The 20,141-nt window shown below is 68.2% G+C and carries 21 protein-coding genes; 10 read left to right on the top strand and 11 right to left on the bottom strand.

Annotated features, from left to right (window positions below; genetic code table 11):
* Positions 1–17: 17 nt before the first annotated feature.
* Both AT699_RS21190 and AT699_RS21185 read right to left on the bottom strand, forming a co-directional pair.
* Positions 18–884, bottom strand: coding sequence for a branched-chain amino acid ABC transporter permease (locus AT699_RS21190; protein ID WP_024069785.1), 867 nt, complete (start codon positions 882–884; stop codon positions 18–20).
* 149 nt (positions 885–1,033) lie between these two features.
* Complete coding sequence (locus AT699_RS21185; protein ID WP_233639203.1) at positions 1,034–2,185, bottom strand: ABC transporter substrate-binding protein; 1,152 nt, start codon at positions 2,183–2,185, stop codon at positions 1,034–1,036.
* 380 nt (positions 2,186–2,565) lie between these two features.
* Between AT699_RS21185 and AT699_RS21180 the strand changes: the two genes are divergently transcribed.
* From AT699_RS21180 to AT699_RS21170, 3 genes are read left to right on the top strand one after another with little or no spacing between them, the layout of a single operon-like run.
* A complete protein-coding gene (locus AT699_RS21180; protein ID WP_024069784.1) occupies positions 2,566–3,348 on the top strand; it encodes an SDR family oxidoreductase in 783 nt (260 codons plus the stop codon).
* Positions 3,348–4,310 carry a 3-hydroxyacyl-CoA dehydrogenase gene (locus AT699_RS21175; protein ID WP_024069783.1) on the top strand — a complete coding sequence of 321 codons (963 nt, stop codon included), beginning with the start codon at positions 3,348–3,350 and terminating at the stop codon, positions 4,308–4,310. Before AT699_RS21180 ends, AT699_RS21175 begins: the two co-directional genes overlap by 1 nt.
* Positions 4,303–5,238 carry a beta-keto acid cleavage family enzyme gene (locus AT699_RS21170; RefSeq protein WP_024069782.1) on the top strand — a complete coding sequence of 312 codons (936 nt, stop codon included), beginning with the start codon at positions 4,303–4,305 and terminating at the stop codon, positions 5,236–5,238. The genes AT699_RS21175 and AT699_RS21170 overlap by 8 nt, the downstream gene beginning before the upstream one ends.
* 138 nt (positions 5,239–5,376) lie before the next feature.
* On the opposite strand, the gene AT699_RS21165 is transcribed toward AT699_RS21170, so the two are convergent.
* A complete protein-coding gene (locus AT699_RS21165) occupies positions 5,377–6,444 on the bottom strand; it encodes a glycerol dehydrogenase (protein ID WP_024069781.1) in 1,068 nt (355 codons plus the stop codon).
* A gap of 9 nt (positions 6,445–6,453) precedes the next feature.
* Positions 6,454–7,158: a GntR family transcriptional regulator gene (locus AT699_RS21160; RefSeq protein WP_006387160.1), complete on the bottom strand. Its 705-nt coding sequence runs from the start codon at positions 7,156–7,158 to the stop codon at positions 6,454–6,456.
* Between the two features lie 177 nt (positions 7,159–7,335).
* On the opposite strand from AT699_RS21160, the gene AT699_RS21155 reads away from it, so the two are divergent.
* From AT699_RS21155 to AT699_RS21140, 4 genes are read left to right on the top strand one after another with little or no spacing between them, the layout of a single operon-like run.
* The gene (locus tag AT699_RS21155) at positions 7,336–8,151 is read left to right on the top strand and encodes a transketolase (protein ID WP_108914219.1); all 816 of its coding nucleotides are present in this window, start codon (positions 7,336–7,338) and stop codon (positions 8,149–8,151) included.
* Entirely contained in the window at positions 8,152–9,138 is a 987-nt protein-coding gene (locus AT699_RS21150) for a transketolase family protein (protein ID WP_024069780.1), read from the top strand. It begins immediately after the preceding gene.
* Positions 9,139–9,186: 48 nt separating this feature from the next.
* Positions 9,187–9,996, top strand: coding sequence for a shikimate dehydrogenase family protein (locus AT699_RS21145; protein ID WP_024069779.1), 810 nt, complete (start codon positions 9,187–9,189; stop codon positions 9,994–9,996).
* 19 nt (positions 9,997–10,015) lie between these two features.
* A complete protein-coding gene (locus AT699_RS21140; RefSeq protein WP_024069778.1) occupies positions 10,016–11,614 on the top strand; it encodes a GMC family oxidoreductase in 1,599 nt (532 codons plus the stop codon).
* A gap of 38 nt (positions 11,615–11,652) precedes the next feature.
* Here the strand turns inward: AT699_RS21140 and AT699_RS21135 are convergent, their stop codons facing one another.
* Genes AT699_RS21135 through AT699_RS21105 form a run of 7 tightly spaced genes read right to left on the bottom strand, consistent with a single transcriptional unit; the run spans position 11,653 to position 17,302 of the window.
* Positions 11,653–12,756 (bottom strand): mandelate racemase/muconate lactonizing enzyme family protein, encoded by a 1,104-nt coding sequence (locus tag AT699_RS21135; protein ID WP_024069777.1) that lies wholly within the window; start codon positions 12,754–12,756, stop codon positions 11,653–11,655.
* A gap of 13 nt (positions 12,757–12,769) precedes the next feature.
* Positions 12,770–13,588, bottom strand: coding sequence for a transporter substrate-binding domain-containing protein (locus AT699_RS21130; protein ID WP_006387170.1), 819 nt, complete (start codon positions 13,586–13,588; stop codon positions 12,770–12,772).
* 53 nt (positions 13,589–13,641) lie between these two features.
* Positions 13,642–14,373, bottom strand: coding sequence for an amino acid ABC transporter ATP-binding protein (locus AT699_RS21125; RefSeq protein WP_024069776.1), 732 nt, complete (start codon positions 14,371–14,373; stop codon positions 13,642–13,644).
* Positions 14,357–15,016: an amino acid ABC transporter permease gene (locus tag AT699_RS21120; RefSeq protein ID WP_006387172.1), complete on the bottom strand. Its 660-nt coding sequence runs from the start codon at positions 15,014–15,016 to the stop codon at positions 14,357–14,359. The genes AT699_RS21125 and AT699_RS21120 overlap by 17 nt, the downstream gene beginning before the upstream one ends.
* Positions 15,017–15,026: 10 nt before the next feature.
* Positions 15,027–15,710 (bottom strand): amino acid ABC transporter permease, encoded by a 684-nt coding sequence (locus AT699_RS21115; RefSeq protein ID WP_006387173.1) that lies wholly within the window; start codon positions 15,708–15,710, stop codon positions 15,027–15,029.
* 22 nt (positions 15,711–15,732) lie between these two features.
* The gene (locus AT699_RS21110; RefSeq protein ID WP_024069775.1) at positions 15,733–16,965 is read right to left on the bottom strand and encodes a UxaA family hydrolase; all 1,233 of its coding nucleotides are present in this window, start codon (positions 16,963–16,965) and stop codon (positions 15,733–15,735) included.
* A gap of 10 nt (positions 16,966–16,975) precedes the next feature.
* Positions 16,976–17,302, bottom strand: coding sequence for a UxaA family hydrolase (locus AT699_RS21105; protein WP_024069774.1), 327 nt, complete (start codon positions 17,300–17,302; stop codon positions 16,976–16,978).
* Positions 17,303–17,550: 248 nt separating this feature from the next.
* Here AT699_RS21105 and AT699_RS21100 point away from each other — a divergent pair, with 248 nt between their 5' ends.
* From AT699_RS21100 to AT699_RS21090, 3 genes are read left to right on the top strand one after another with little or no spacing between them, the layout of a single operon-like run.
* Positions 17,551–18,321 (top strand): SDR family oxidoreductase, encoded by a 771-nt coding sequence (locus AT699_RS21100; protein WP_024069773.1) that lies wholly within the window; start codon positions 17,551–17,553, stop codon positions 18,319–18,321.
* Between the two features lie 37 nt (positions 18,322–18,358).
* Positions 18,359–19,213, top strand: a complete 855-nt coding sequence (locus AT699_RS21095; RefSeq protein WP_024069772.1) for a fumarylacetoacetate hydrolase family protein — start codon at positions 18,359–18,361, stop codon at positions 19,211–19,213.
* 28 nt (positions 19,214–19,241) lie between these two features.
* The gene (locus AT699_RS21090; RefSeq protein WP_020928758.1) at positions 19,242–20,090 is read left to right on the top strand and encodes an IclR family transcriptional regulator; all 849 of its coding nucleotides are present in this window, start codon (positions 19,242–19,244) and stop codon (positions 20,088–20,090) included.
* The last annotated feature ends 51 nt before the right edge of the window (positions 20,091–20,141 follow it).

Genomic DNA, 20,141 nt, shown 5'->3' with positions numbered 1-20,141 from the left:
GCTCCTTGTGGCTCTGATCACTCTGTGCCGACGCCGAACAGGCCGGTCGGACGCAGGACAAGGATCAAGAGGAAGATCCCGAAATAGACGACCTCTTTGAGGTCGGGGGCGATGTAGTAACCGGCCAGCGTATCGACGATGCCGATGATCATCGACCCGGCCACCGCGCCGTACAGGCTGCCCAGGCCGCCCAGCACCACGATCACGAAGGCGGTCAGCACGAAGTACGTGCCCACCGTCGGGAACACCGGATACTGCGGCGCCAGGAGGCCCGCGGCGATGCCGACGAAGGCGGTGCCCAGGCCGAAGGCGATGGCGTAGACGTTGTTGACGTTCACCCCCATCAGCGTGGCGGCGTAGCGGTGCTGCGCCACCGCCCGCAGCGCGCGGCCCAGGTAGGTGCGGTGCATGAACAGGTGCAGCAGCGCGGCCAGGCTCAGGCCGACCACGAAGGTCACCAACTGGCCGGTGACCATGGAGTAGTTGCCGACGTCCAGGGTGCTGGTGCCCAGTTGCACCGGGGCGCGGAACACGTTGGCGCCGAAGATCACCAGCGCCAGGTTCAGCAGGATGGTGGACACGCCCACCGTGGCGAAGATCTGGATGTGCTGGTCGGCGTTGAGCAGCGGTTGGATGATGCCTTTCTGCGTCAGCGCGCCCAGTGCGAACAGGATGACCGCCACCGGCACCAGGCCGATGTACGGGTGCACGCCGAACTGCGCCGCGATCAGGTAGACCGCGTACATGCCGATCATCAGGAATTCGCCGTGCGCGAAATTGACGACGCGGACCACGCCGAAGATCAGCGTCAGCCCCAGGCTGATGATGGTGTAGGCGCCGCCCAGCAACAGGCCGTTGATGACCAGTTGAATGAAGATATCCATGGTGCAACCTCTTGGAACGGGGCGCGTCCCGGCCGCGCGCCGTCGCCGGCGGGGCCGGGGCCGCGGGCCCCAGTGAAACGCCGGACGCCCCCGAGCGTCCGGTTTGCTGGCTTGCCGTGCCGGGCCTGCCGGGTGGCGGCCCCGGCGTTCTATTTCTTGAAGACGGGCTTGCCCAGCGCGAGGTTGTCAGGCGCGATGGTGACCAGCTTGCCATCCTGCCACTGCATCACGTAGAAGGTCGAGGCGTTGTTCTGGCCGTCCTCGCCGAAGTCGAAGGCCCAGCCGTTGGCGGTCTGGCCGGCCGGCTTCTTGTACGCCAGCACGGCCGCGCGGATCTTGTCCTTGTCGGTCGACTTGGCGTTGGCGATGGCTTCGAAGAAGGCCTTGGCGCCGACATAGTTGGTCAGGCTGTGGCCGGACTGCGGGTCGCTCTTGTAGGTGGTCTTGTAGGCTTCCAGGAACTTGTCCAGGCCGGGCGCGCCGGCCGGATTGATGGACGCCTGCGGGAAGTCCAGGTCGAACACGCCGTTCATGTCGGCGCCCACGGCCTTGGCGGTGTCGGCCAGCGAATAGCCGCCACCGGCGCCGATCACCACCTTGGGCTTGAAGCCGGCGGCGCGCGCCTGGCTGAAGTACAGGATGGCGTCGTTCTGGTAGGCGGTCTGCAGCACCACGTCGACCTTGGCGCCCTTCAGGCGCAGGATCAGCGAGGACAGGTCGACCGTCTTGGCCGAATAGGGCAGCACCTCGGCCACGGTGTAGCCGAGTTCCTGGGCGCGCTTTTTCTCGGTGGCGGCCACGTCGGTGCCGTAGGGGCCGTCCTCGTGGATGATGCCGATGCGCACTTCCTTCGGGTTCAGGCCCATGCCCGGCCCGATGATGTCGTGCAGCGCGTTGACCACCGACACGCCGTACAGCGCGGTGTTGGGGTTGCTGCGGAACAGGTACTTGTAGCCGCGCGTGGTGATCTTGTGGGCGGTGGCGCCCAGCTCGAAGTAGGGCACGCCGGCCAGTTCGGTCACGGGCGAGGCCGCGTATGAGATGCCCGAGGCGTAGCTGCCGAACACGCCGACCACGTTCGATGAGATCAATCGCTTGGTCTCGGACACCGCCTGGGTCGGGTCGACCGCGTCGGCCTTGATGATCTGGATCTTCTCGCCGTTGATGCCGCCGGCGGCATTGATTTCGTTGACGGCCAGTTCCAGGCCGCGATAGCTCTCCTGTCCCAGCAACGCCAGCGCGCCGCTGAACGGGAAGAGCGCGCCCACTTTCATGTCGGCCGCCGCGGTGCCGCTGGCCATGGCGCCGCACAGGCCCAGCGCGATGGCGAATTGTTTGATCTTGAACACTGTCTACGCTCCTTTGTGGGTTTGGATGCGGACTGTTGTCTGAGTCGTCCGTCTGTTTTTGAATATATGATATATGCGCCGGCGGGGTGTGAGAACCTCGTCCTGGATTCTAGTGCCGGACTTGGCCGGCTGAATCGGGGATTTCCCTCAAGCCGCATGAATAAAGCGTTTGCGGGCAGTTTTCCGCTGCGCGGCAGGTCAAATTCCGCTGTCCGGACGCTGTTTCGCGGCCCTTTTCATGGCTGCTTTGATGGCAAGAAAACTCCCCTTTGAATCATATATCCTATATGATCAAAAGGCGTTTGAGCACAAGAATCCAGGAGACAAAGAGCATGTTCGAGGAAGTGGATTTCGCCGGAAAAAAGGTACTGATCACCGCCGGCGCCGATGGGCTGGGCCTGGAAATGGCGCAGGTGTTCCACCGGGCCGGGGCGTCGGTGCTGGTGTGCGATGTCAACCGCGAGCGGCTGGCCGCGCTGCCGGCCGAATTGCCCGGCGTGCGCGCGGTGCATGCCGACGTGTCGGATGAAGACAGCGTGGCCGCCCTGTTCGACGCCGTGCGCCAGCAGCTGGGCGGCCTGGACATCCTGGTCAACAACGCTGGCGTGGCCGGCCCCACCGGTTTCGTCGAGACCTTGTCCAAGGCCGACTGGGATCGCACCCTGGCGGTCAACATCACCGGCCAGTTCCTGTGCGGGCGCCAGGCCATCCCGCTGCTCAAGCAGTCGCGCGCCGGCGTCATGATCAACCTGTCGTCGGCCGCGGGCCACCTGGGCTTTGCCGGGCGCTCGGTCTATTCGGCGTCCAAGTGGGCGGTGATCGGCTTCACCAAGTCGCTGGCGATCGAGCTGGGCGGCCACGGCATCCGCGTCAACGCCATCCTGCCGGGCGCGGTCGAAGGGCCGCGCATCCGCGCCGTGATCGAGGCCAAGGCCAGGACGCTGGACAAGCCGGTCGAGGAAATTGCCGCGCTCTACGAAAACCAGGCGGCGCTGGGCCGCATGGTCACGGCGCGCGACATCGCCAACATGGTGCTGTTCAACGCCAGCGAGGCCGCCCGCAGCGTCACGGGGCAGGCCATCGTGGTGGACGGCTTCACGCAGAAGCTCTACTGATGGCGGCCGATCCGCGGCGGCGCCGCGCCGCCATCATCGGCACCGGACTGATCGGCCAGGCCTGGGCCATCGTGTTCGCGCGCCAGGGCTGGCAGGTGCGGCTGTACGACGTCAACGCCGCCATGCTGGCCGAGGCCGGCGCGCTGATCCGGCGCCAGCTGGATGCATTGCAGGCGCACGGCCTGCTGCGCGACGCGGCGGCGGCCGCCGCCCGCATCGAGGTGGCCGCCAGCCTGCCCGAGGCGCTGGCCGGCGCCCGCTACATCCAGGAGAACTCGCCCGAGCGGCTGGCTCTGAAGCGCGATCTGTTCGCGCAACTGGACGCGGCGGCCGATCCCGACGCCATCATCGGCAGTTCCACTTCCAGCATTCCTGCCAGCGAATTCACCGAAGGCCTGCCCGGCCGGGCGCGCTGCCTGGTGGCGCATCCGGTCAATCCGCCCTATCTGATCCCGGTGGTGGAGCTGTGCCCGGCGCCCTGGACCAGCGAGGCCGCCATGCAGGCGGCGCGCGACATCATGCTGGATATCGGCCAGAAGCCGGTGACGATGCGGCGCGAGATCGAGGGCTTCATCCTCAACCGCCTGCAGGGCGCGCTGCTGCACGAGGCCTTCCGCCTGGCCGCCGCCGGCATCGCCAGCGCCGAGGACATCGACACCACGGTCAAGGACGGCCTGGGCCTGCGCTGGTCGTTCATGGGGCCGTTCGAGACCATCGACCTGAACGCGCCCGGCGGCCTTGCCGACTACTGCGCGCGCTACGGCGGGCTGTACCAATCCATCGGCGCCAGCCAGCGCGAACCCGTGCCCTGGGACGGCGCGCTGGTCGAGGCCCTGGCGTCCGAGCGGCGCGGCCTGCTGCCGGACGATGACCTGACGGCGCGCCGCTACTGGCGCGACGAACAACTGATGCGCCTGATGCGCCACAAGCAACAGCAAGACAACGGAGACGAAAATGGCTAAAGCCAAGCAGAAAGTCGTGATCACCTGCGCCGTGACGGGCGCCATCCACACGCCCAGCATGTCGCCGCACCTGCCGGTGACGGCCGACGAGATCGCCGAGGCCGCCATCGGCGCGGCCCGCGCCGGCGCCGCCGTGCTGCACCTGCATGCGCGCGACCCGCAGACCGGCAAGCCGTCGCAGGACCCGGCGCTGTTCGAGCCGTTCCTCAAGCGCATCAAGGCCGAGACCGACGCCATCATCAACATCACCACCGGCGGCAGCCCGCACATGACGGTGCAGGAGCGCATGCGGCCGGCCACCACCTTCAAGCCGGAGCTGGCGTCGCTGAACATGGGCTCGATGAACTTCGGCCTGTTCCCGATGCTGGGCCGCTTCCAGGACTTCAAGCATGAGTGGGAGCGCGAGCACCTGGAGAACAGCCGCTCGCTGATCTTCCGCAACACCTACCAGGACATCGAATCGATCCTGGAGCTGGGCAACGCCAACGGCACCCGTTTCGAGTTCGAGTGCTACGACATCAGCCACCTGTACAACCTGGCGCATTTTGTGGACCGCGGCCTGGTGAAGTCGCCGCCGTTCATCCAGTCGGTGTTCGGCATCCTGGGCGGCATTGGCCCGCACCCCGAAGACCTGATGCACATGAAGCGCACCGCCGACCGCCTGTTCGGCAATGAATACGAATGGTCGATCCTGGGCGCCGGCCGCAACCAGATGCCGCTGGCCACCATCGGCGCGGCCATGGGCTCGAACGTGCGGGTGGGGCTGGAGGATTCGCTGTGGATCGGGCCGGGCCAGCTGGCCGAGTCGAACCGCTCGCAGGTCGAGCGCATCCGCACCATCCTGGAGGCGCTCAACCTGGAAGTGGCCACGCCCGCCGATACCCGCGCCAAGCTGGGCCTGAAGGGCGGCGACAACGTGGCGTTCTGACGCCAGGCCGGGCAAGGGCGTGCGCGCCGCCGCCGGATTGATGCCCCCGCCGATGGGGAGGCGCGCGGCCCGCCGGATGCGGGTCGCGGCGCTCGCGGGCGCCGCCCGCGGGACGCCGCCAGCGCGAGCGGCGGGGCGTCAGGCGTGGCGGCGCAGGGCGGCGACGAGGGTCTTGATGTCCAGGGGACGATCGAAATTGGCGGCATGGCGCGCGGCCAGCGTCAACTCGGCCGCCCGCGCCAGTTCGGCGTCGGACGGCGCGGCCGCGCCCAGCGCTTGCAGCGTGGTGGGCAACCCCACCTGTTCATACCACTGCGTCAGGGTGGCCAGCATGCCGTCCTGGCGCGCCTCCAGGTCCAGCTGCACCAGCAGGCCGACGGCCACCTGCAGGCCATGCGGCGCGCTGGCCAGCCCGGCGATCTTCGGCAGGCCGCGCGTCAGGGCGTGGGCGATCGACAGGCCGCCGCTCTCGAAGCCCAGGCCGCTCATCAGGATCATGGCTTCCACCACCCGTTCGAAGGCGGGCGTGGGCTGGCCGCTGCCGGCCACGGCCAGCGCGTCGGCGCCGTCGGCCAGCAGCGTGCGCAGGCAACCGTCGGCGATCAACTGGGCGGTCAGCGGCGGGACGCCGTCGTACATGTTGCGTCCGCCGTTGCGGGCGCATTGTTCGGCTTCGAATTTCTTGGAGATGGCGTCACCCAGGCCGGCGCGGAAGAACGCCGCCGGCGCGGTGGCGATGATGGCGGTGTCGACCAGCACGATGGTGGGGTTGAACAGCATGTGCTCGACCGCCAGGAGGTTGTGATGGGCGTCGTACAGCACGTAGTTCTTGCTGGTGGGGGCGTCGTTGGAGGCCACCGTCGGCACCGTGACCAGGTGGCAGTGCTCGGCCTTGGCCACCGCCTTGCCGGCGTCCAGCGCCTTGCCGCCGCCCACCGCGATCACCATGTCGATGCCGGCGGCCGCGGCCTGCGCGCGCAGCGCCGCGATCGATTCGGGCGTGATGTCGCCCTCGACCGGCAGGGCCGTCAGCGCCACGCCGTGGGCACCGCACAATGCCTCGATTCTCGGGCCCAGCACGCCCTGCACGTAGCGGTCGATGACCAGGGCGGCGCGGCGGCCGAACAGGGCGGCGTATCCGCCCAGCGCGTCGAGCGCGCCGGCTCCCTGGATGTAGCGGCCGGGAGCGCCGAAAATCTTCAGCATCGAGTCTTCCTATTTGCGAGGCCCGGGCGGGCGGTAGTCGAGTTCTTTTTCGCGTTCGACCAGCCAGTCGATCATGATCTTGCCGCCCCACACCAGGTCGGCCTGGATCGCCTTGGTGGCGGCTTCGGGGTCGCGCGCCTCCAGCGCGGCCAGCACGGCCTCGTGGCGGTGTTCATCCTGGGAGTAGTCCAGCCCGGCCGTCTTGATGTGGAACACCTTGAGGATCGGGCCGGTGATGACCCAGAACGATTCCACGGTATTGCGCAGGATGGGCTTGTTGCTGGCTTCCAGGATGCCGAAGTGGAACTTGCGGTTCAGGTAGCTGGCGCGCTTGGGATCGGTCGAGGTGCAGGAGATGAAGTCCTTCTGCAGCGCGATCAGGTTGTCCAGTTGCTTGCGCGTGATGTTCCTGGCGGCCTCGGCCGCGCCCATGCCTTCCAGGTGGAAGCGGATCTGCTGGATCTCGCGCAGCTTTTCCGAATTGACGTAGGGCACGTAGACCGCGGTGGCGGCCTGCATTTCCAGGCCCTGTTCGCTGATGAGGCGGAAGATGGCCTCGCGCACGGGCGTGATCGAGACGCCCATTTCCTGGGCCAGCTCGCCAATGATGAGGCGCTCTCCGGGTTCGTACTGCCCGTTGATCAGGGCGTTACGGATCTCGTTGTAGACCTTGACGGAGAGGTTCTCTTTTTTTACCGGTTTAAGGCTGGGCATGACGGTCGAGGCTTGGGTTCGATGGAATGGCGGAGGCCGTGAAACGGCGCCCGGCTGAATTCTATCCCGCCCTGGCCAATTCAAGCGCGATGGGTATATTATATATCATATATTCTGATAAGCGAAGGAGACGCCATGCGCCAGGACCGGGGAGACCCAAGCGAAGACGAGGTCCGGATGCTGCGGGAAAAGGCCCGCCACATCCGGTTGGAAACCATCCGGCTGATCGAGATCGCCAAGGTCGGGCACTACAGCTCGGTCTTTTCGTGCGCCGAGATCTTTGCCGCGCTGTACTACGACGTGATGCGGCTGCGCCCGGGCGAGCCGGCCTGGCCGGACCGCGACCGCTTCCTGATGGGCAAGGGCCACGCCGCGGTGGGACTGTTCCCGGTGCTGGCCGACCATGGCTTCATCCCGCATGAACTGCTGGACGGCTACACCCGCCTGGGCAGCCCCCTGGGCGACCACCCCGACATGACCAAGGTGCCGGGCGTCGATTTCAGCTCCGGCTCCATCGGCCATGCGCTCTCGAACGGCGCCGGCATGGCGCTGGGCGGCCGCATGAGCCAGCGCGATTTCAACGTGTTCGTGATGCTGGGCGATGGCGAGATGCAGGAAGGGCAGGTGTGGGAGGCGGCGTTGTTCGCCGCGCACCACAAGCTGTCGCGCCTGGTCGCCATCATCGACCGCAACGGCTACCAGCTCGACGGCAAGGTCGACGACGTGATCGGCGTGGAATCGCTGCGCGACAAGTGGCAGGCCTTCGGCTGGGAGGTGCACGAGGTCGACGGCCACGACCTGGTGGCGCTGACCGCGCTGCTGCGGCGGCTGCGCGCGGACGAGGCGCGCGAGCGGCCGGCCTGCGTCATCGCCAAAACCATCAAGGGCAAGGGCGTTTCCTATATGGAGACCGAACCCGGCTGGCATCTGGGCTACCTGGCGCCGCAGGACGCGCAGGCCGCCATCGACGAAATCATGACCCGCGAGATCTGAATGGCACAGGCACAGACGCTTTCCCCAGATTCCTGGCAGTACCGCGCGCTGAACGCGGTGAACCCCGGGCTGTCGTATCTTTCCGACGCGCTGATCGACCTGGCGCGGGCCGGGCATCCGGTGGTGGCCGGCTCGGCCGACCTGCAGTATTCCAACGGCCTGAACCGCTTCGCCTCGGCCTATCCCGAGCGCTACGTGCAGTTCGGCATTTCCGAGCAGAACATGGTGTCGGCCGCGGCCGGGCTGGCCACCACCGGCGCGATGCCGTTCGTGGCGACCTTCGCCTCGTTCCTGGGTCTGCTGTGTTGCGAGCAGATCCGCATGGACGTGGCCTACACCAAATTGCCGGTGCGGCTGATCGGCCATCACACCGGCATCAGCCTGGGCTTCTATGGCACCTCGCACCACGCCACCGAGGACATCTCCACCATGCGCGCCATCGCCGGCCTGACCGTGGTGTCGCCGGCCGACGGTCCGCAACTGGCCGCCGCCATCAAGGCCTCGGTGGACTGGCCCGAGCCAATCTACTTCCGCATCGGCCGTGGCCGCGATCCGCAGGTCTACGAGGACGGCGCGCCGTTCGCGTTCGGCCGCGCCATCGTCCACTCAACCGGCAGCGACCTGAACATCATCGCTTGCGGCATCACGCTGCACGCGGCGCTGGAAGCGGCCGCCCGCATGCGCGAGGACGGCCTGTCGGTGGGCGTGATCGACATGCCCACCCTCAAGCCGCTGGACCGCGAGGCGGTGCTGGCGGCGGCCGGGCAGGCGTCCGTCCTGCTGACGGTGGAAGAGCACAATGTGATGGGCGGCCTGGGCTCGGCGGTGGCCGAGGTGCTGGCCGATGCCGGCAGCGGCACGCGGCTGCGGCGCCATGGCATCTACGACGAATACAGCCTGATCGCCCCGCCCACCACGCTGTACGCCCACTACCGGCTGGACGGCGCCGGCATCGAGGCGGTGGCGCGGGAATTGGTGCGACGCTAGGACAGCATTGAAGGGCGCCCGGCGTGGCGCCACGACACGGAGACAGCAATGAAGGAAATCAGCGGCAACACCCGCCTGTTCGGCATCCTGGCCGACCCGATCTACCACGTCAAAACCCCGCAGCGCCTGAACGAGCATTTCGCCCGCATCGGCTTCGACGGCGTCTGCGTGCCGTTCCATGCGCGGCCCGACAACCTGGCCGAGGTGGTGGCCGGACTGCGGCGGCTGGAGAACCTGGGCGGCCTGATCGTCACCATGCCGCACAAGGCGGCGATCCTGGCCCTGGCCGACGAGGCCACGCCGGTGGCGCGCAAGATCGGCGCCGCCAACGTGGTGCGGCGCGAGGCCGACGGCCGCCTGGTGGCGCACATGCTGGACGGCGAGGGCTTCGTGCGCGGCCTGCGCACGCACGGCGTGGCGCCCGAAGGCAAGAGCGCCTACCTGGCCGGCGCCGGCGGCGCGGCCAATGCCATCGGCTTCGCGCTGGCGCAGGCGGGCGTGTCGCGGTTGACGATTGCCAACCGCACGCCGGCCAAGGCCGAGGACCTGAAGGCACGCATCCTGTCGCTGCACCCCGAGGCCCGCATCAGCGTCGGCACGGCCGATCCGTCGGGCCACGACCTGGTGGTCAATGGCACCTCGCTCGGCATGAAACCGGACGACGCGCTGCCGCTGGACGCGGCGCGGTTGACGCCGGACCAACTGGTGTGCGAGGTCATCATGCAGCCGGCCGACACGCCGCTGCTGGTGGCGGCGCGGGCGCGCGGCTGCAAGGTGCACTACGGCGCGCCGATGCTGGCCGGGCAGATCGAGCTGATGGCGGAAATGATGGGCGTGGCGCCGGCCGCGCAGGGCTGAGGCGGCGACGGACGAGACGATGGGCGACTACGACTTCATTATCGCGGGCGGCGGCACCGCCGGCTGCATCCTGGCCAACCGCCTGACGGCCGATGGCCGCCACCGGGTGCTGATGCTGGAAGCGGGGCACGAGGCTCGCAGCATGTGGATCTCGATCCCGGCGGGCTTTTCCAAGCTGTTGGTGAATCCGGACTACAACTGGCGCTTCGCCACCGAGCCGGAGGACAACGTCTACGGCCGCACCATCGCCGTGCCGCGCGGCAAGGGCCTGGGCGGCTCGACGCTGATCAATGGCATGATCTACGTGCGCGGCCGTCCGCAGGACTACGACGGCTGGGAGGCCGCCGGCGCCACCGGCTGGGGCGGCGGCACCGCCGAGCGGGTATTCCGCAAGATTGAACGCTATGAGCCCGGCGGCGAGACCCGCGGCAAGTCCGGGCCGATGCACCTGGAGGAAGTGGCCGAGCGCTTTGCGCTGTCCGACGCCTTCCTGCGCGCGGCGCAGGAGGATGGCCTGCCGCTCAACCCGGACTACAACGCCGGCCGCCAGGACGGGGTCGGCTATTACCAAGTGGCGCAGCACCATGGCCGCCGCTGGAGCGTGGTCGACGGTTACCTCAAGCCCGCCGCCGGCCGCAAGAACCTGACGGTGGAGTGCGGCGCGCACGTGACGCGGCTGCTGTTCGAGGGCAAGCGTTGCGTCGGCGTGGCCTACCGCAAGAACGGCCAGGAATTCACCGTGCGGGCGCGGCGCGAGACATTGCTGTGCCTGGGCGCGGTGCAGTCGCCGCAGTTGCTGGAGCTGTCGGGCGTGGGCAACCCCGCGCTGCTGCAATCCTTCGGCATTCCGCTGGTGCACGCGCAGCCGCAGGTGGGCGAGAACTACATCGACCACTTCGCCACGCGCATGAACTGGCGGGTCAGGAACACCGTGACGCTCAACGAGATGTCGCGCGGCTGGCGCCTGGCGCAACAGGTGGCGCGCTACTACACCCGCCGCAAGGGCATCCTGACGCTGGGCACGGGGCTGGTGCATGGCTTCGTCAAGAGCGCGCCGGACCTGCCGGCGGCCGACGTGCAGTATTTCTTCGTGCATGCCAGCTATGCCAACGCGGCCGAGCGCATCCTCGACCGCGAGCCGGGCATGACCATCGGCGTGGCGCAGCTGCGGCCGGAGTCGGTCGGGTCGATCCACCTGAAGTCGGCCGATCCGCTGGCCGCGCCGTCGATCCGGCCCAACTTCCTGTCGGCGCAGATCGACCGCGACAGCCTGGTGGGCGGCATGCGAGTGGCGCGCCGCATCGTGCAGCGGCCGGCCATGCAGCGCTATATCGAAAGCGAGTTGAGCCCGGGGGCGGATGTGGACAGCGACGAGCAATGGCTGGACTTCGCGCGCCGCAACGGCCAGACCATCTATCACCCGATCGGCACCTGCCGCATGGGCGCGGATGCCGGCGCGGTGACCGATCCGCGCCTGCGGGTCAACGGCATTGCCGGCCTGCGGGTGGTGGACGCCTCGGTGATGCCGAAGATGGTGTCGGGCAACACCCAGGCGGCGGTGATGATGGTGGCCGAGCGCGGCGCCGAGATGATCCTGGAGGATGTTGCCGCCGCGTGAGGGCGGGTCGGCCCGCATGGGCCGGCCGCCTCGCGCTTTCAACCGTGCCGGCTGCGGTGCAGGGTCAGCTTGCCGATGCGGTCCCAGTCCCAGGCGATGCCCAGGCCGGGCGCGTCCGACGCAATGGCGCGGCCGTTCTCGATGCGCATGCCGTGCTCGGTCACCATGTCCAGCTGCGGGATGTATTCCAGCCAGCGGCTGTTGGGCACCGCGCAGCACAGCGCCACGTGGATCTCCATCAGGAAGTGCGGGCACACCGGCACGTTGTAGGCTTCGGCCATGTGCGCCACCTTGAGCCACGGCGTGATGCCGCCGATGCGGCCCACGTCCACCTGCACGATGGAGCAGGCCTCGCCCTGAAGGTAGTCCTTGAATTGCGACAGGCTGTAGAGCGATTCACCCACGGCAATGGGCAGGGTGGTGGACTGGCTCAGGCGGCGATGGGCCTGCACGTCGTCGGCGTGGATGGGCTCCTCGAACCAGGCCAGGTCCAGCGGCTCGAAACAGCGCGCGCGGCGGATCGCCTCGGGTAGCGAGAAGCCCTGGTTGGCGTCGGTCATGATGTCCCAGTCCGCGCCGACGGCGGCGCGCACCGCGGACAGCCGCGCCACGTCCTCGGCCACGTGCGGCCGGCCGACCTTGATCTTGGCGCCGCCGAAGCCGGCCTCGCGGGCCTTGAGGGCCTCTTCCACCAGTTGCGACGGCGCCAGATGCAGCCAGCCGCCCTCGGTGGTGTAGAGCGGGATGTCCGCCTTGGCGCCGCCCGCCAGCCGGTGCAGCGGCAGCCCGGCGCGGCGCGCGCGCAGGTCCCACAGCGCGGTGTCGATGGCGGCCAGCGCGATCGAGGTCAGCGCGCCCACGGTGGTGGCGTGCACGCGGTACATCAGGTCGCGCCAGAGCTGTTCGATGTCGTCAGCCTCGCGGCCCAGGAGCAGCGGCGCCAGGTGGTCGTCCAGCAGCCGGATCACGGACGAACCGCCGGTGCCGATGGTGTAGCTGTAGCCGGTGCCGGTGACGCCATCGGCGTCGGTGATGCGCACGATCGGCGTTTCCTGGCGCTCGAAGCTTTGCACGGCGTCGGTGCGCCGGACCTTGGGCTGCAGGTCGACCTGCAGGATCTCGACGGAAGCGATGCGGGCCATGGAGCCTCCTGGGTCAGCCGCCGGCCTTGCCGACTTCCTGCGGCAGGTCGACGCCGTGGAATTGCTTGTAGATGGTGTTCAGTTCGCCGCTCTTGAGATTGGCGCGCACCCAGCCGTCCAGCTTGTCCTTGAGCGCGGGCTCGTTCTTGCGCAGGCCGATGGCCAGCATGTTCAGGCGCATCACGAATTTCGATTCCATCTGCTTGGCCGGCGCCTTTTCGTTGATGGTGCGCAGCAGGGCGGGCGCGGTGGCGAAGATGTCGGCCTGGCCGCTGACCACCGCGGTGATCGAGGTGGCGTCGTCGTCGAAGCGGATGATCTGCGCGTCCTTGGGGGCGATCCTGGTCAGCTCGGTGTCGTTGGTGGTGCCGCGGGTGGCGATGACCTTCTTGCTGGACAGGTCGGCCGCGCTGGTCAGCTTCATGTCCCTGGGCGCGCCGACCACCGCCAGGATGGCGGCGTAGGGCGTGGAAAAGTCGATGACCTTCTGGCGTTCGGGCGTGACCGACATGCTGGAGATGACGATGTCGGCCTTGCCGGTCTGCAGGAACGGCACGCGGTTGGCGCCGGTGGTGGGCACGATCTCCAGCGTCACGCCCAGGCCCTTGGCCAGCAGGCGCGCGGTCTCGACGTCGGAGCCGGTGGGGTTGAGCGCGGCGTCCTTCATGCCGTAGGGCGGCACGCCCAGGTCGATGGCCACGCGCAGCTTGCCGGCCTTCATGATGTCGTCGAGCTGGTCGGCGTGGGCGGCGCCGGACACGGCCAGGCCGCCGATCAGGGCCAGGCCGGCGAAAGCGGCGCGCAGCCGCGGCGGGAATACGGACTTGTTCATGCGGGTTGTCTCCATTGTCGTTGTCATCGGGGCAGGGGGCGGGGCCGGCGGCCCTACAGTCCGCTGCCCAGGAACTGCCGCAGTTCCGGCGTGGCGGGGGCCGACAGCATGCTGGCCGGCCCCTGCTCCCAGACCTGTCCCTGGTGCATGAAGATGACTTTGTCGGCCACTTCGCGCGCGAACGCCATCTCGTGCGTGACCAGGATCATGGTCATGCCGTCGGCGGCGAGGTTTTCCATCACCTTGAGCACTTCGCCGGTCAGTTCCGGGTCGAGCGCCGAGGTCACTTCGTCGAACAGCATCACCTTGGGCTGCATCGCCAGCGAGCGGGCGATGGCCACGCGCTGCTGCTGGCCGCCCGACAATTGCTCGGGATAGGCGTCGGCCTTGTCGGCCAGGCCGACGTGCGCCAGCGCCTGCATCGCCTGTTCGCGCGCCTGGGCCGGCTTGACGCCCTTGACCGAGCGCGGCGCCAGCGTGATGTTCTGCAGCGCCGTCATGTGCGGGAACAGGTTGTAGCTCTGGAACACGATGCCGACATCCTTGCGCAGCGCGCGCAGGTCCAGCCCGTCGCGGTCGTGCAGCGCGTGGCCGCAGACGCGGATGGTGCCGGCGTCGGTGGTCTCGAGCCGGTCCATGCAGCGCAGCGCGGTGCTCTTGCCCGAGCCGCTCTTGCCGATGATGGCCGCGACCTCGCCGCGGTTGACGGAAAACGACACGCCGCGCAGCACGTGGGTGCCGCCGAAGCGCTTGTGGACCTGGTCCAGTTCAACGACGGGATGCATTGAGTCTCCTTTCCAAGGAACGGCTCCAGCGCGACAGCGGGTAGCACATGAGGAAGTACAGGATGGCGGCGCAGCCGAAATAGACGAAGGGCTGGAAGGTCGAGTTGTTGAGGATCTTGGCGTTGTAAGCCAGTTCCGGATAGCCGATCACCAGCGAGGCGATCGAGGTGTTCTTGATGATCTGCACCAGGAAGCCGACCGTGGGCGGGGTGGCGATGCGCAGCGCCTGCGGCAGCACCACCTTGGCCATGCGCTGCAGCCGCGACAGGCCCAGGCATTCGGCCGCTTCCCACTGGTTCTTCGGCACCGCCTGGATGCAGCCGCGCCATATTTCGCCCAGGAAGGCGCTCGAATAGATGGTCATGGCCAGGCCGGCCGCGGCCAGCGCCGACAGCTCGCCCAGGCCGAACAGGCTGGGGCCGAAGAAGCACAGGCCCATCAGCACCAGCAGCGGCGTGCCCTGAATCACCTGGATGTAGCCGGCCGCGGCCGCGCGCAGGGCGCGGCGCGGCGAGACGCGGGCCAGCGCCAGCAGCAGGCCGGCCAGGCCGCCGCCGGCGAAGGTCCAGGCCGACAGTTTGACGGTGCCCCAGGCGCCTTCCACCAGATACCAGGCGTGTTGTTCGGGAATGAAGAAAGCCATGGCGCGTCCCCTACAGCGGCGTGCCGAGCTTGCGCCGGCGCGGGAACACGACCTGGGCCAGCAGCCAGAACCCCAGCCGCATCAGCCACGACAGCGCCAGGTACACGCCCCACAGCACGATGAAGACCTCGAAGTTGCGGTAGGTGTCCGACTGGATGCGGTTGGCCACGCCCAGCAGTTCCTCGGCGCCCACCGCCGACATGATGCTGGAGGCCAGCATCAGCAGCACGAACTGGCTGGTCAGCGACGGATAGACGCGTTCGACCGCCGGACGCAGCACCACGTGCCAGAACACCTGCAGCCGCGACAGCGCCAGGCATTCGCCGGCCTCGAGCTGGTCCTTGGGGATGGATTCGATGCCGGCGCGCACGATCTCGCAGGTGTAGGCGCCGATGTTGATCACCAGCGCCAGCACCGCGCCCGCCATGATCGGCATGGTGAGGCCGGCGCTGGACAGGCCGAAGATGAGGAAATAGGCCTGGATCAGCAGCGGCGTGTTGCGGATCAGTTCCACATAGCCGCCGGCCACGGCGCGCAGCCAGCCCAGGCGGCTGTTGCGCGCCAGCGCGCACAGCGTGCCGAGGATGAAGCCCAGCACGGTGGCGCAGAACGACAGCTTGACCGTGACCCACGCGCCCTGCGCGAGCAGGGGCCACTGTTCAAGCACCGAGGCGAAATCAAACGTGTAGTTCACCGTCTCGCTCCCTGGGGCCGCGTCAGGCCGCGCGGCTAAATGGCAGGCAGGACGGGCCGATCGGCTCGAACGCCTTGTAGGTGAGGATGAATTCGCGGTGGCCCAGGTCCTCGGATTTGCTGGGCGCGCCGTTGGCGACCGCGCGGACCTGGGCGTGGATTTCCTCGGCCACTTCCTGCAGCGAGCCGCGGCCCTCCAGGATGCGGCCGGCGTCCACGTCCATGTCCTCGCCCAGGGCGCGGTAGGTGTCGGGGTTGGCGCAGACCTTGATGACCGGGGAGACCGCCGAGCCCACCACCGAGCCGCGCCCGGTGGTGAACAGGATCACGTGCGAGCCGCAGGCGATCAGTTCGACGATCTCGGCGTTGTCGCTGATGTTGGGAAAGCCGAAGCGCGGTTCGCCGTCGGGCACCACGTCCAGCAGGTACAGGCCGCCGAAGGGCGGCACGTCGCCCGGCTTGATGATGCCGTCGATGGGCGAGGCGCCGCTCTTGGCGTAGGCGCCGAGCGATTTTTCCTCGATGGTCGAGAGGCCGCCGTCGGCGTTGCCCGGGGCGAAACTGCCGTGGCCCATGATGCTGTAGTAGCGCGCCGCCTTGTTGACGCAGGCCACGATCTCCTCGCCCAGCTCGGGCGTGGCGGCGCGGCGCCGCATGTGGAATTCGCAGCCGACCAGTTCGCCGGTCTCTTCGAAGATACAGGTGGCGTCCTGCGCGATCAGCATGTCGAAGGCGCGGCCGACCGCCGGGTTGGCGGTGATGCCGCTGGTGCCGTCCGAGCCGCCGCAGATGGTGCCGATCACGAGTTCGTCGATGCCCATCGGCACGCGCTGTTGCCGCGCCAGGTCCCGGGCGGTGGCGCGCACCCAGGCGCGGCCCTCGGCCACGGTGCTGCGGGTGCCGCCGCGCTGTTGGATGGTGAGGGTCTGGACCGGCCGGCCGGAGTCGGCGATGGCCGCTTCCAGCTTGCGCTTGTTCATGCTTTCACAGCCCAGCGACACCAGCAGCGCGGCGCCGACGTTGGGATGGGTGGCGATGGCCGTCATCATGCGTTCGGCATAGGCGTTGGGGTAGCAGCCGGGAAACCCCACCAGGTGCACCTGCACGTCGCCGGCCAGGTCGCGGAAATCCAGCGCGATCTCGCGCGCCACGTGATGGGCGCATTCGACCAGGTAGGCGACGACGACCACGTTGCGGATGCCTTTGCGGCCGTCGGCGCGCGGATAGCCCTGCAGGGGCTGGGACAGATCGGTCATGGCGGAAACCTCAGTGCCGGTCGGTGAAGGCGCGGCCTTCTTCCAACGTGTAGGTGGGGGTGTAGTCGCTGTCGAGGTTGTGGGTGTGGATGTGGTCCCCGGCCGCGACGGCGGTGGTCAGGCTGCCGATGATGGCGCCGTACTTCAGGATCTTTTCGCCGGCCGGCATGGCGTGGCGCGCCAGCTTGTGGCCCAGGCCCAGCGGCGCGGCGATGACGGCGCTGCCGTCTTCGAGCTGCACGCGGGCGCCGGCGGGCAGGGCGTGGCGCACGATCAGGCAGTTGTCTTCGGGGGAGATCAGCAGGAGCTGAGGGTCCAGGGTGGCTTGTCTCGTCATGATTTTTGTGTGTTGATGTTTTGCATATAAAAGCAAGTTTCATATTCGTGGTCAACACACGTTTGCCCTTGAGTGAGGGAAAAAGGGTTGAAATTCGGGTAATTACTGAGTTGTTCGGCATGTCGCCGGCTTGCGGTGCGCCATAAATCCCGTATATTTGTTTTTATGAATGAAATTTAGTTTTCATAAGGCAAATGAGGGCGGCCATCCGGCCGGCACTCCAGGCCTATCCACCCACGGGAAGAGACATGACCCTACGTTTGCAGGACAAGCGGGCGCTGGTCACGGCGGCCGGCAACGGCATCGGCCGCGCCAGCGCCCTGGCCATGGCGCGCGAGGGCGCCCAGGTCTGGGCCACCGACATCAACGAGGCCGCGCTGGCCGACCTGGCCAAGGAGGCCCGCGCGGCCGGCCTGGACGGATTGCGCACCCGCGTGCTGAACGTGCGCGACGGGGCGGCCGTGGCCGACTGCGCCCGCGAGACCGGTGCGGTGGACGTGCTGTTCAATTGCGCGGGTTTCGTCCACGCCGGCACCGTGCTGGACTGCGACGAGGCCGACTGGGACTTCAGCATGGACCTGAACGTCAAGACCATGTACCGCACCATCCGCGCCTACCTGCCGCTGATGCTCGAGCGCGGCGGCTCGATCATCAACATGGCCTCGGCCGCCTCCAGCGTGAAGGGCGTGCCCAACCGCTTCGTCTATGGCGCCTCCAAGGCCGCCGTGATCGGGCTGACCAAGGCGGTGGCGGCCGACTTCGTGGCGCGCGGCATCCGCTGCAACGCCATCTGCCCCGGCACGGTCGAATCGCCCTCGCTGCGCGAGCGCATCGCCGCGCAGGCGCGCCAGCAGGGCAGTGACGAGGCCGCGGTGCGCGCCGCCTTCGTGGCGCGCCAACCCATCGGCCGCGTCGGCCGGGTCGAGGAGGTCGCGGCGCTGGTGGTCTACCTGGCCAGCGACGAATCCGGCTTCACCACCGGTACCATCCAGGTTATCGACGGCGGCTGGTCCAACTGAGCCGCCGTCCCGCTTTGTTCCCTTTCAAGGATTCCGCATGAAACTCGTACGCTACGGCCAGCCCGGCCAGGAAAAACCCGGCCTGATCGACGCCCAGGGCGCGCTGCGCGACCTGTCGGGCGTGGTCGCCGACATCGACACCGCCGCCATCGCCCCGGCCGAGCTGGCCCGGCTGGCCAAGCTCGACCCCGCCAGCCTGCCGCGCGTGGACGGCGCGGTGCGCTACGGCTGCCCGGTCAACGGCGTCGGCAAGATCGTCTGCGTCGGCCTGAACTACGCCGACCACGCCGCCGAGTCCGGCCTGCCGGTGCCGGCCGAGCCGGTGCTGTTCCTCAAGCCCAGCTCGTCGCTGAGCGGCCCGAACGACCCGGTGATCATCCCGCGCGGCTCGGTCAAGACCGACTGGGAAGTGGAGCTGGGCGTGGTCATCGGCAAGAAGGCCTCGTACGTGGAAGAAAGCGAGGCCATGGACTACGTGGCCGGCTACACCGTGGTCAACGACGTGTCCGAGCGCGAATACCAGATCGAGCGCGGCGGCCAGTGGGACAAGGGCAAGGGCTGCGACACCTTCGCGCCGGTCGGCCCGTGGCTGGTGACGCGCGACGAGATCGCCGATCCGCAGAACCTGGACATGTGGCTGGAAGTGAACGGCCACCGCTTCCAGAACGGCAGCACCCGCACCATGGTGTTCGGCGTGAAGACGCTGGTCAGCTACATCAGCCGCTTCATGTCGCTGATGCCGGGCGATATCATCAGCACCGGCACGCCGCCGGGCGTGGGCCTGGGCCAGAAGCCGCCGGTGTACCTGAAGGCGGGCGACGAGATGCGCCTGGGCATCGCCGGACTGGGCGAGCAGCGCCAGGCCCTGCAGGCCTGGGTCCGCGCCGAATAAAATCGGGTTTCACTCCAACGCCGACGCCATGACCGCTTCCAAGATTTCCCCCGCTGATTCCACGCCGACCGAGGCAGACGCCGCCGACGCGCCGGGCGCGCAACGCTACGCCGCGCCCGCCCTGGAAAAGGGGCTGGACATCCTGGAGGCGCTGGCCGCCAGCCCGGCCGGCTACACGCTGGCCGAGCTGGCGCAGAAGATCGGCCGCAGCGTCAGCGAGATCTTCCGCATGGCGGTGACGCTGCAGCGGCGCGGCTTCGTGCAGGTCGACGACAACGACCGCTACACGCTGACGCTGAAGATGTTCGAGCTGGCGCACCGCCAGCAGCCGCTGAAATCGCTGGTTAGCGTGGCGCTGCCGCTGCTGCGCGAACTGGCCAACCGCGCGCGCCAGTCGTGCCACCTGGCGGTCTACCAGGCCGGCCGGGTGGTGGTGATCGCGCAGGTCGACAGTCCCGAGCGCTGGTCTTTCGGCCTGAAGGTGGGCGTGATGATGGGCCTGACCGACACGTCCTCGGGCCACGTGCTGCTGGCGTTCCGCGACGAGGTCGAGCGCACCCGCATGCTGGCCGCCCACATCAAGGTGGAAGGCGAGCTGGAGTCCGACCCGGGCGAACTGTTCCCGATCCTGGCGGACGTGCGCAAGAACGGCTGCGCCTGCATGCCCAGCCGCCAGATCCGCGGCATCACCAACGTCGCCTATCCGGTGATGGGCGTGGGCAACCAGGTCATCGCCGCGATCAACGTGCCGCACATCGAGCGCATCGACCGCAAGGAATCGCCCAGCATCGCCCAGGTGCAGGAGATCGTCGGCAACGTCGCCCAGCGGTTGTCGACGCTGATGGGGTATAGCGGTTATCTGCCGGAGCAGGCGTAGGCGAATGGGCCTTCGCGCTCCGCCGTCGCCCGCGTTGAGCGCTGTGGTGGC

The organism is Achromobacter xylosoxidans (genome assembly GCF_001457475.1).
In the GTDB taxonomy this organism is placed as follows: domain Bacteria; phylum Pseudomonadota; class Gammaproteobacteria; order Burkholderiales; family Burkholderiaceae_B; genus Achromobacter; species Achromobacter xylosoxidans.
The sequence above is the reverse complement of the archived record's forward strand: the minus strand, read 5'-3'. Positions and strand labels throughout refer to the sequence as shown.

Coding starts and splice junctions, on each gene's coding strand:
- AT699_RS21145 (WP_024069779.1), top strand. CDS start 9,187: ATGAAGGAAATCAGCGGCAACACCCGCCTGTTCGGCATCCTGGCCGAC.
- AT699_RS21125 (WP_024069776.1), bottom strand. CDS start 14,373: ATGCATCCCGTCGTTGAACTGGACCAGGTCCACAAGCGCTTCGGCGGC.
- AT699_RS21150 (WP_024069780.1), top strand. CDS start 8,152: ATGGCACAGGCACAGACGCTTTCCCCAGATTCCTGGCAGTACCGCGCG.
- AT699_RS21175 (WP_024069783.1), top strand. CDS start 3,348: ATGGCGGCCGATCCGCGGCGGCGCCGCGCCGCCATCATCGGCACCGGA.
- AT699_RS21155 (WP_108914219.1), top strand. CDS start 7,336: ATGCTGCGGGAAAAGGCCCGCCACATCCGGTTGGAAACCATCCGGCTG.
- AT699_RS21095 (WP_024069772.1), top strand. CDS start 18,359: ATGAAACTCGTACGCTACGGCCAGCCCGGCCAGGAAAAACCCGGCCTG.
- AT699_RS21185 (WP_233639203.1), bottom strand. CDS start 2,185: ATGGCCAGCGGCACCGCGGCGGCCGACATGAAAGTGGGCGCGCTCTTC.
- AT699_RS21180 (WP_024069784.1), top strand. CDS start 2,566: ATGTTCGAGGAAGTGGATTTCGCCGGAAAAAAGGTACTGATCACCGCC.
- AT699_RS21100 (WP_024069773.1), top strand. CDS start 17,551: ATGACCCTACGTTTGCAGGACAAGCGGGCGCTGGTCACGGCGGCCGGC.
- AT699_RS21140 (WP_024069778.1), top strand. CDS start 10,016: ATGGGCGACTACGACTTCATTATCGCGGGCGGCGGCACCGCCGGCTGC.
- AT699_RS21160 (WP_006387160.1), bottom strand. CDS start 7,158: ATGCCCAGCCTTAAACCGGTAAAAAAAGAGAACCTCTCCGTCAAGGTC.
- AT699_RS21110 (WP_024069775.1), bottom strand. CDS start 16,965: ATGACCGATCTGTCCCAGCCCCTGCAGGGCTATCCGCGCGCCGACGGC.
- AT699_RS21105 (WP_024069774.1), bottom strand. CDS start 17,302: ATGACGAGACAAGCCACCCTGGACCCTCAGCTCCTGCTGATCTCCCCC.
- AT699_RS21120 (WP_006387172.1), bottom strand. CDS start 15,016: ATGGCTTTCTTCATTCCCGAACAACACGCCTGGTATCTGGTGGAAGGC.
- AT699_RS21090 (WP_020928758.1), top strand. CDS start 19,242: ATGACCGCTTCCAAGATTTCCCCCGCTGATTCCACGCCGACCGAGGCA.
- AT699_RS21170 (WP_024069782.1), top strand. CDS start 4,303: ATGGCTAAAGCCAAGCAGAAAGTCGTGATCACCTGCGCCGTGACGGGC.
- AT699_RS21190 (WP_024069785.1), bottom strand. CDS start 884: ATGGATATCTTCATTCAACTGGTCATCAACGGCCTGTTGCTGGGCGGC.
- AT699_RS21130 (WP_006387170.1), bottom strand. CDS start 13,588: ATGAACAAGTCCGTATTCCCGCCGCGGCTGCGCGCCGCTTTCGCCGGC.
- AT699_RS21135 (WP_024069777.1), bottom strand. CDS start 12,756: ATGGCCCGCATCGCTTCCGTCGAGATCCTGCAGGTCGACCTGCAGCCC.
- AT699_RS21165 (WP_024069781.1), bottom strand. CDS start 6,444: ATGCTGAAGATTTTCGGCGCTCCCGGCCGCTACATCCAGGGAGCCGGC.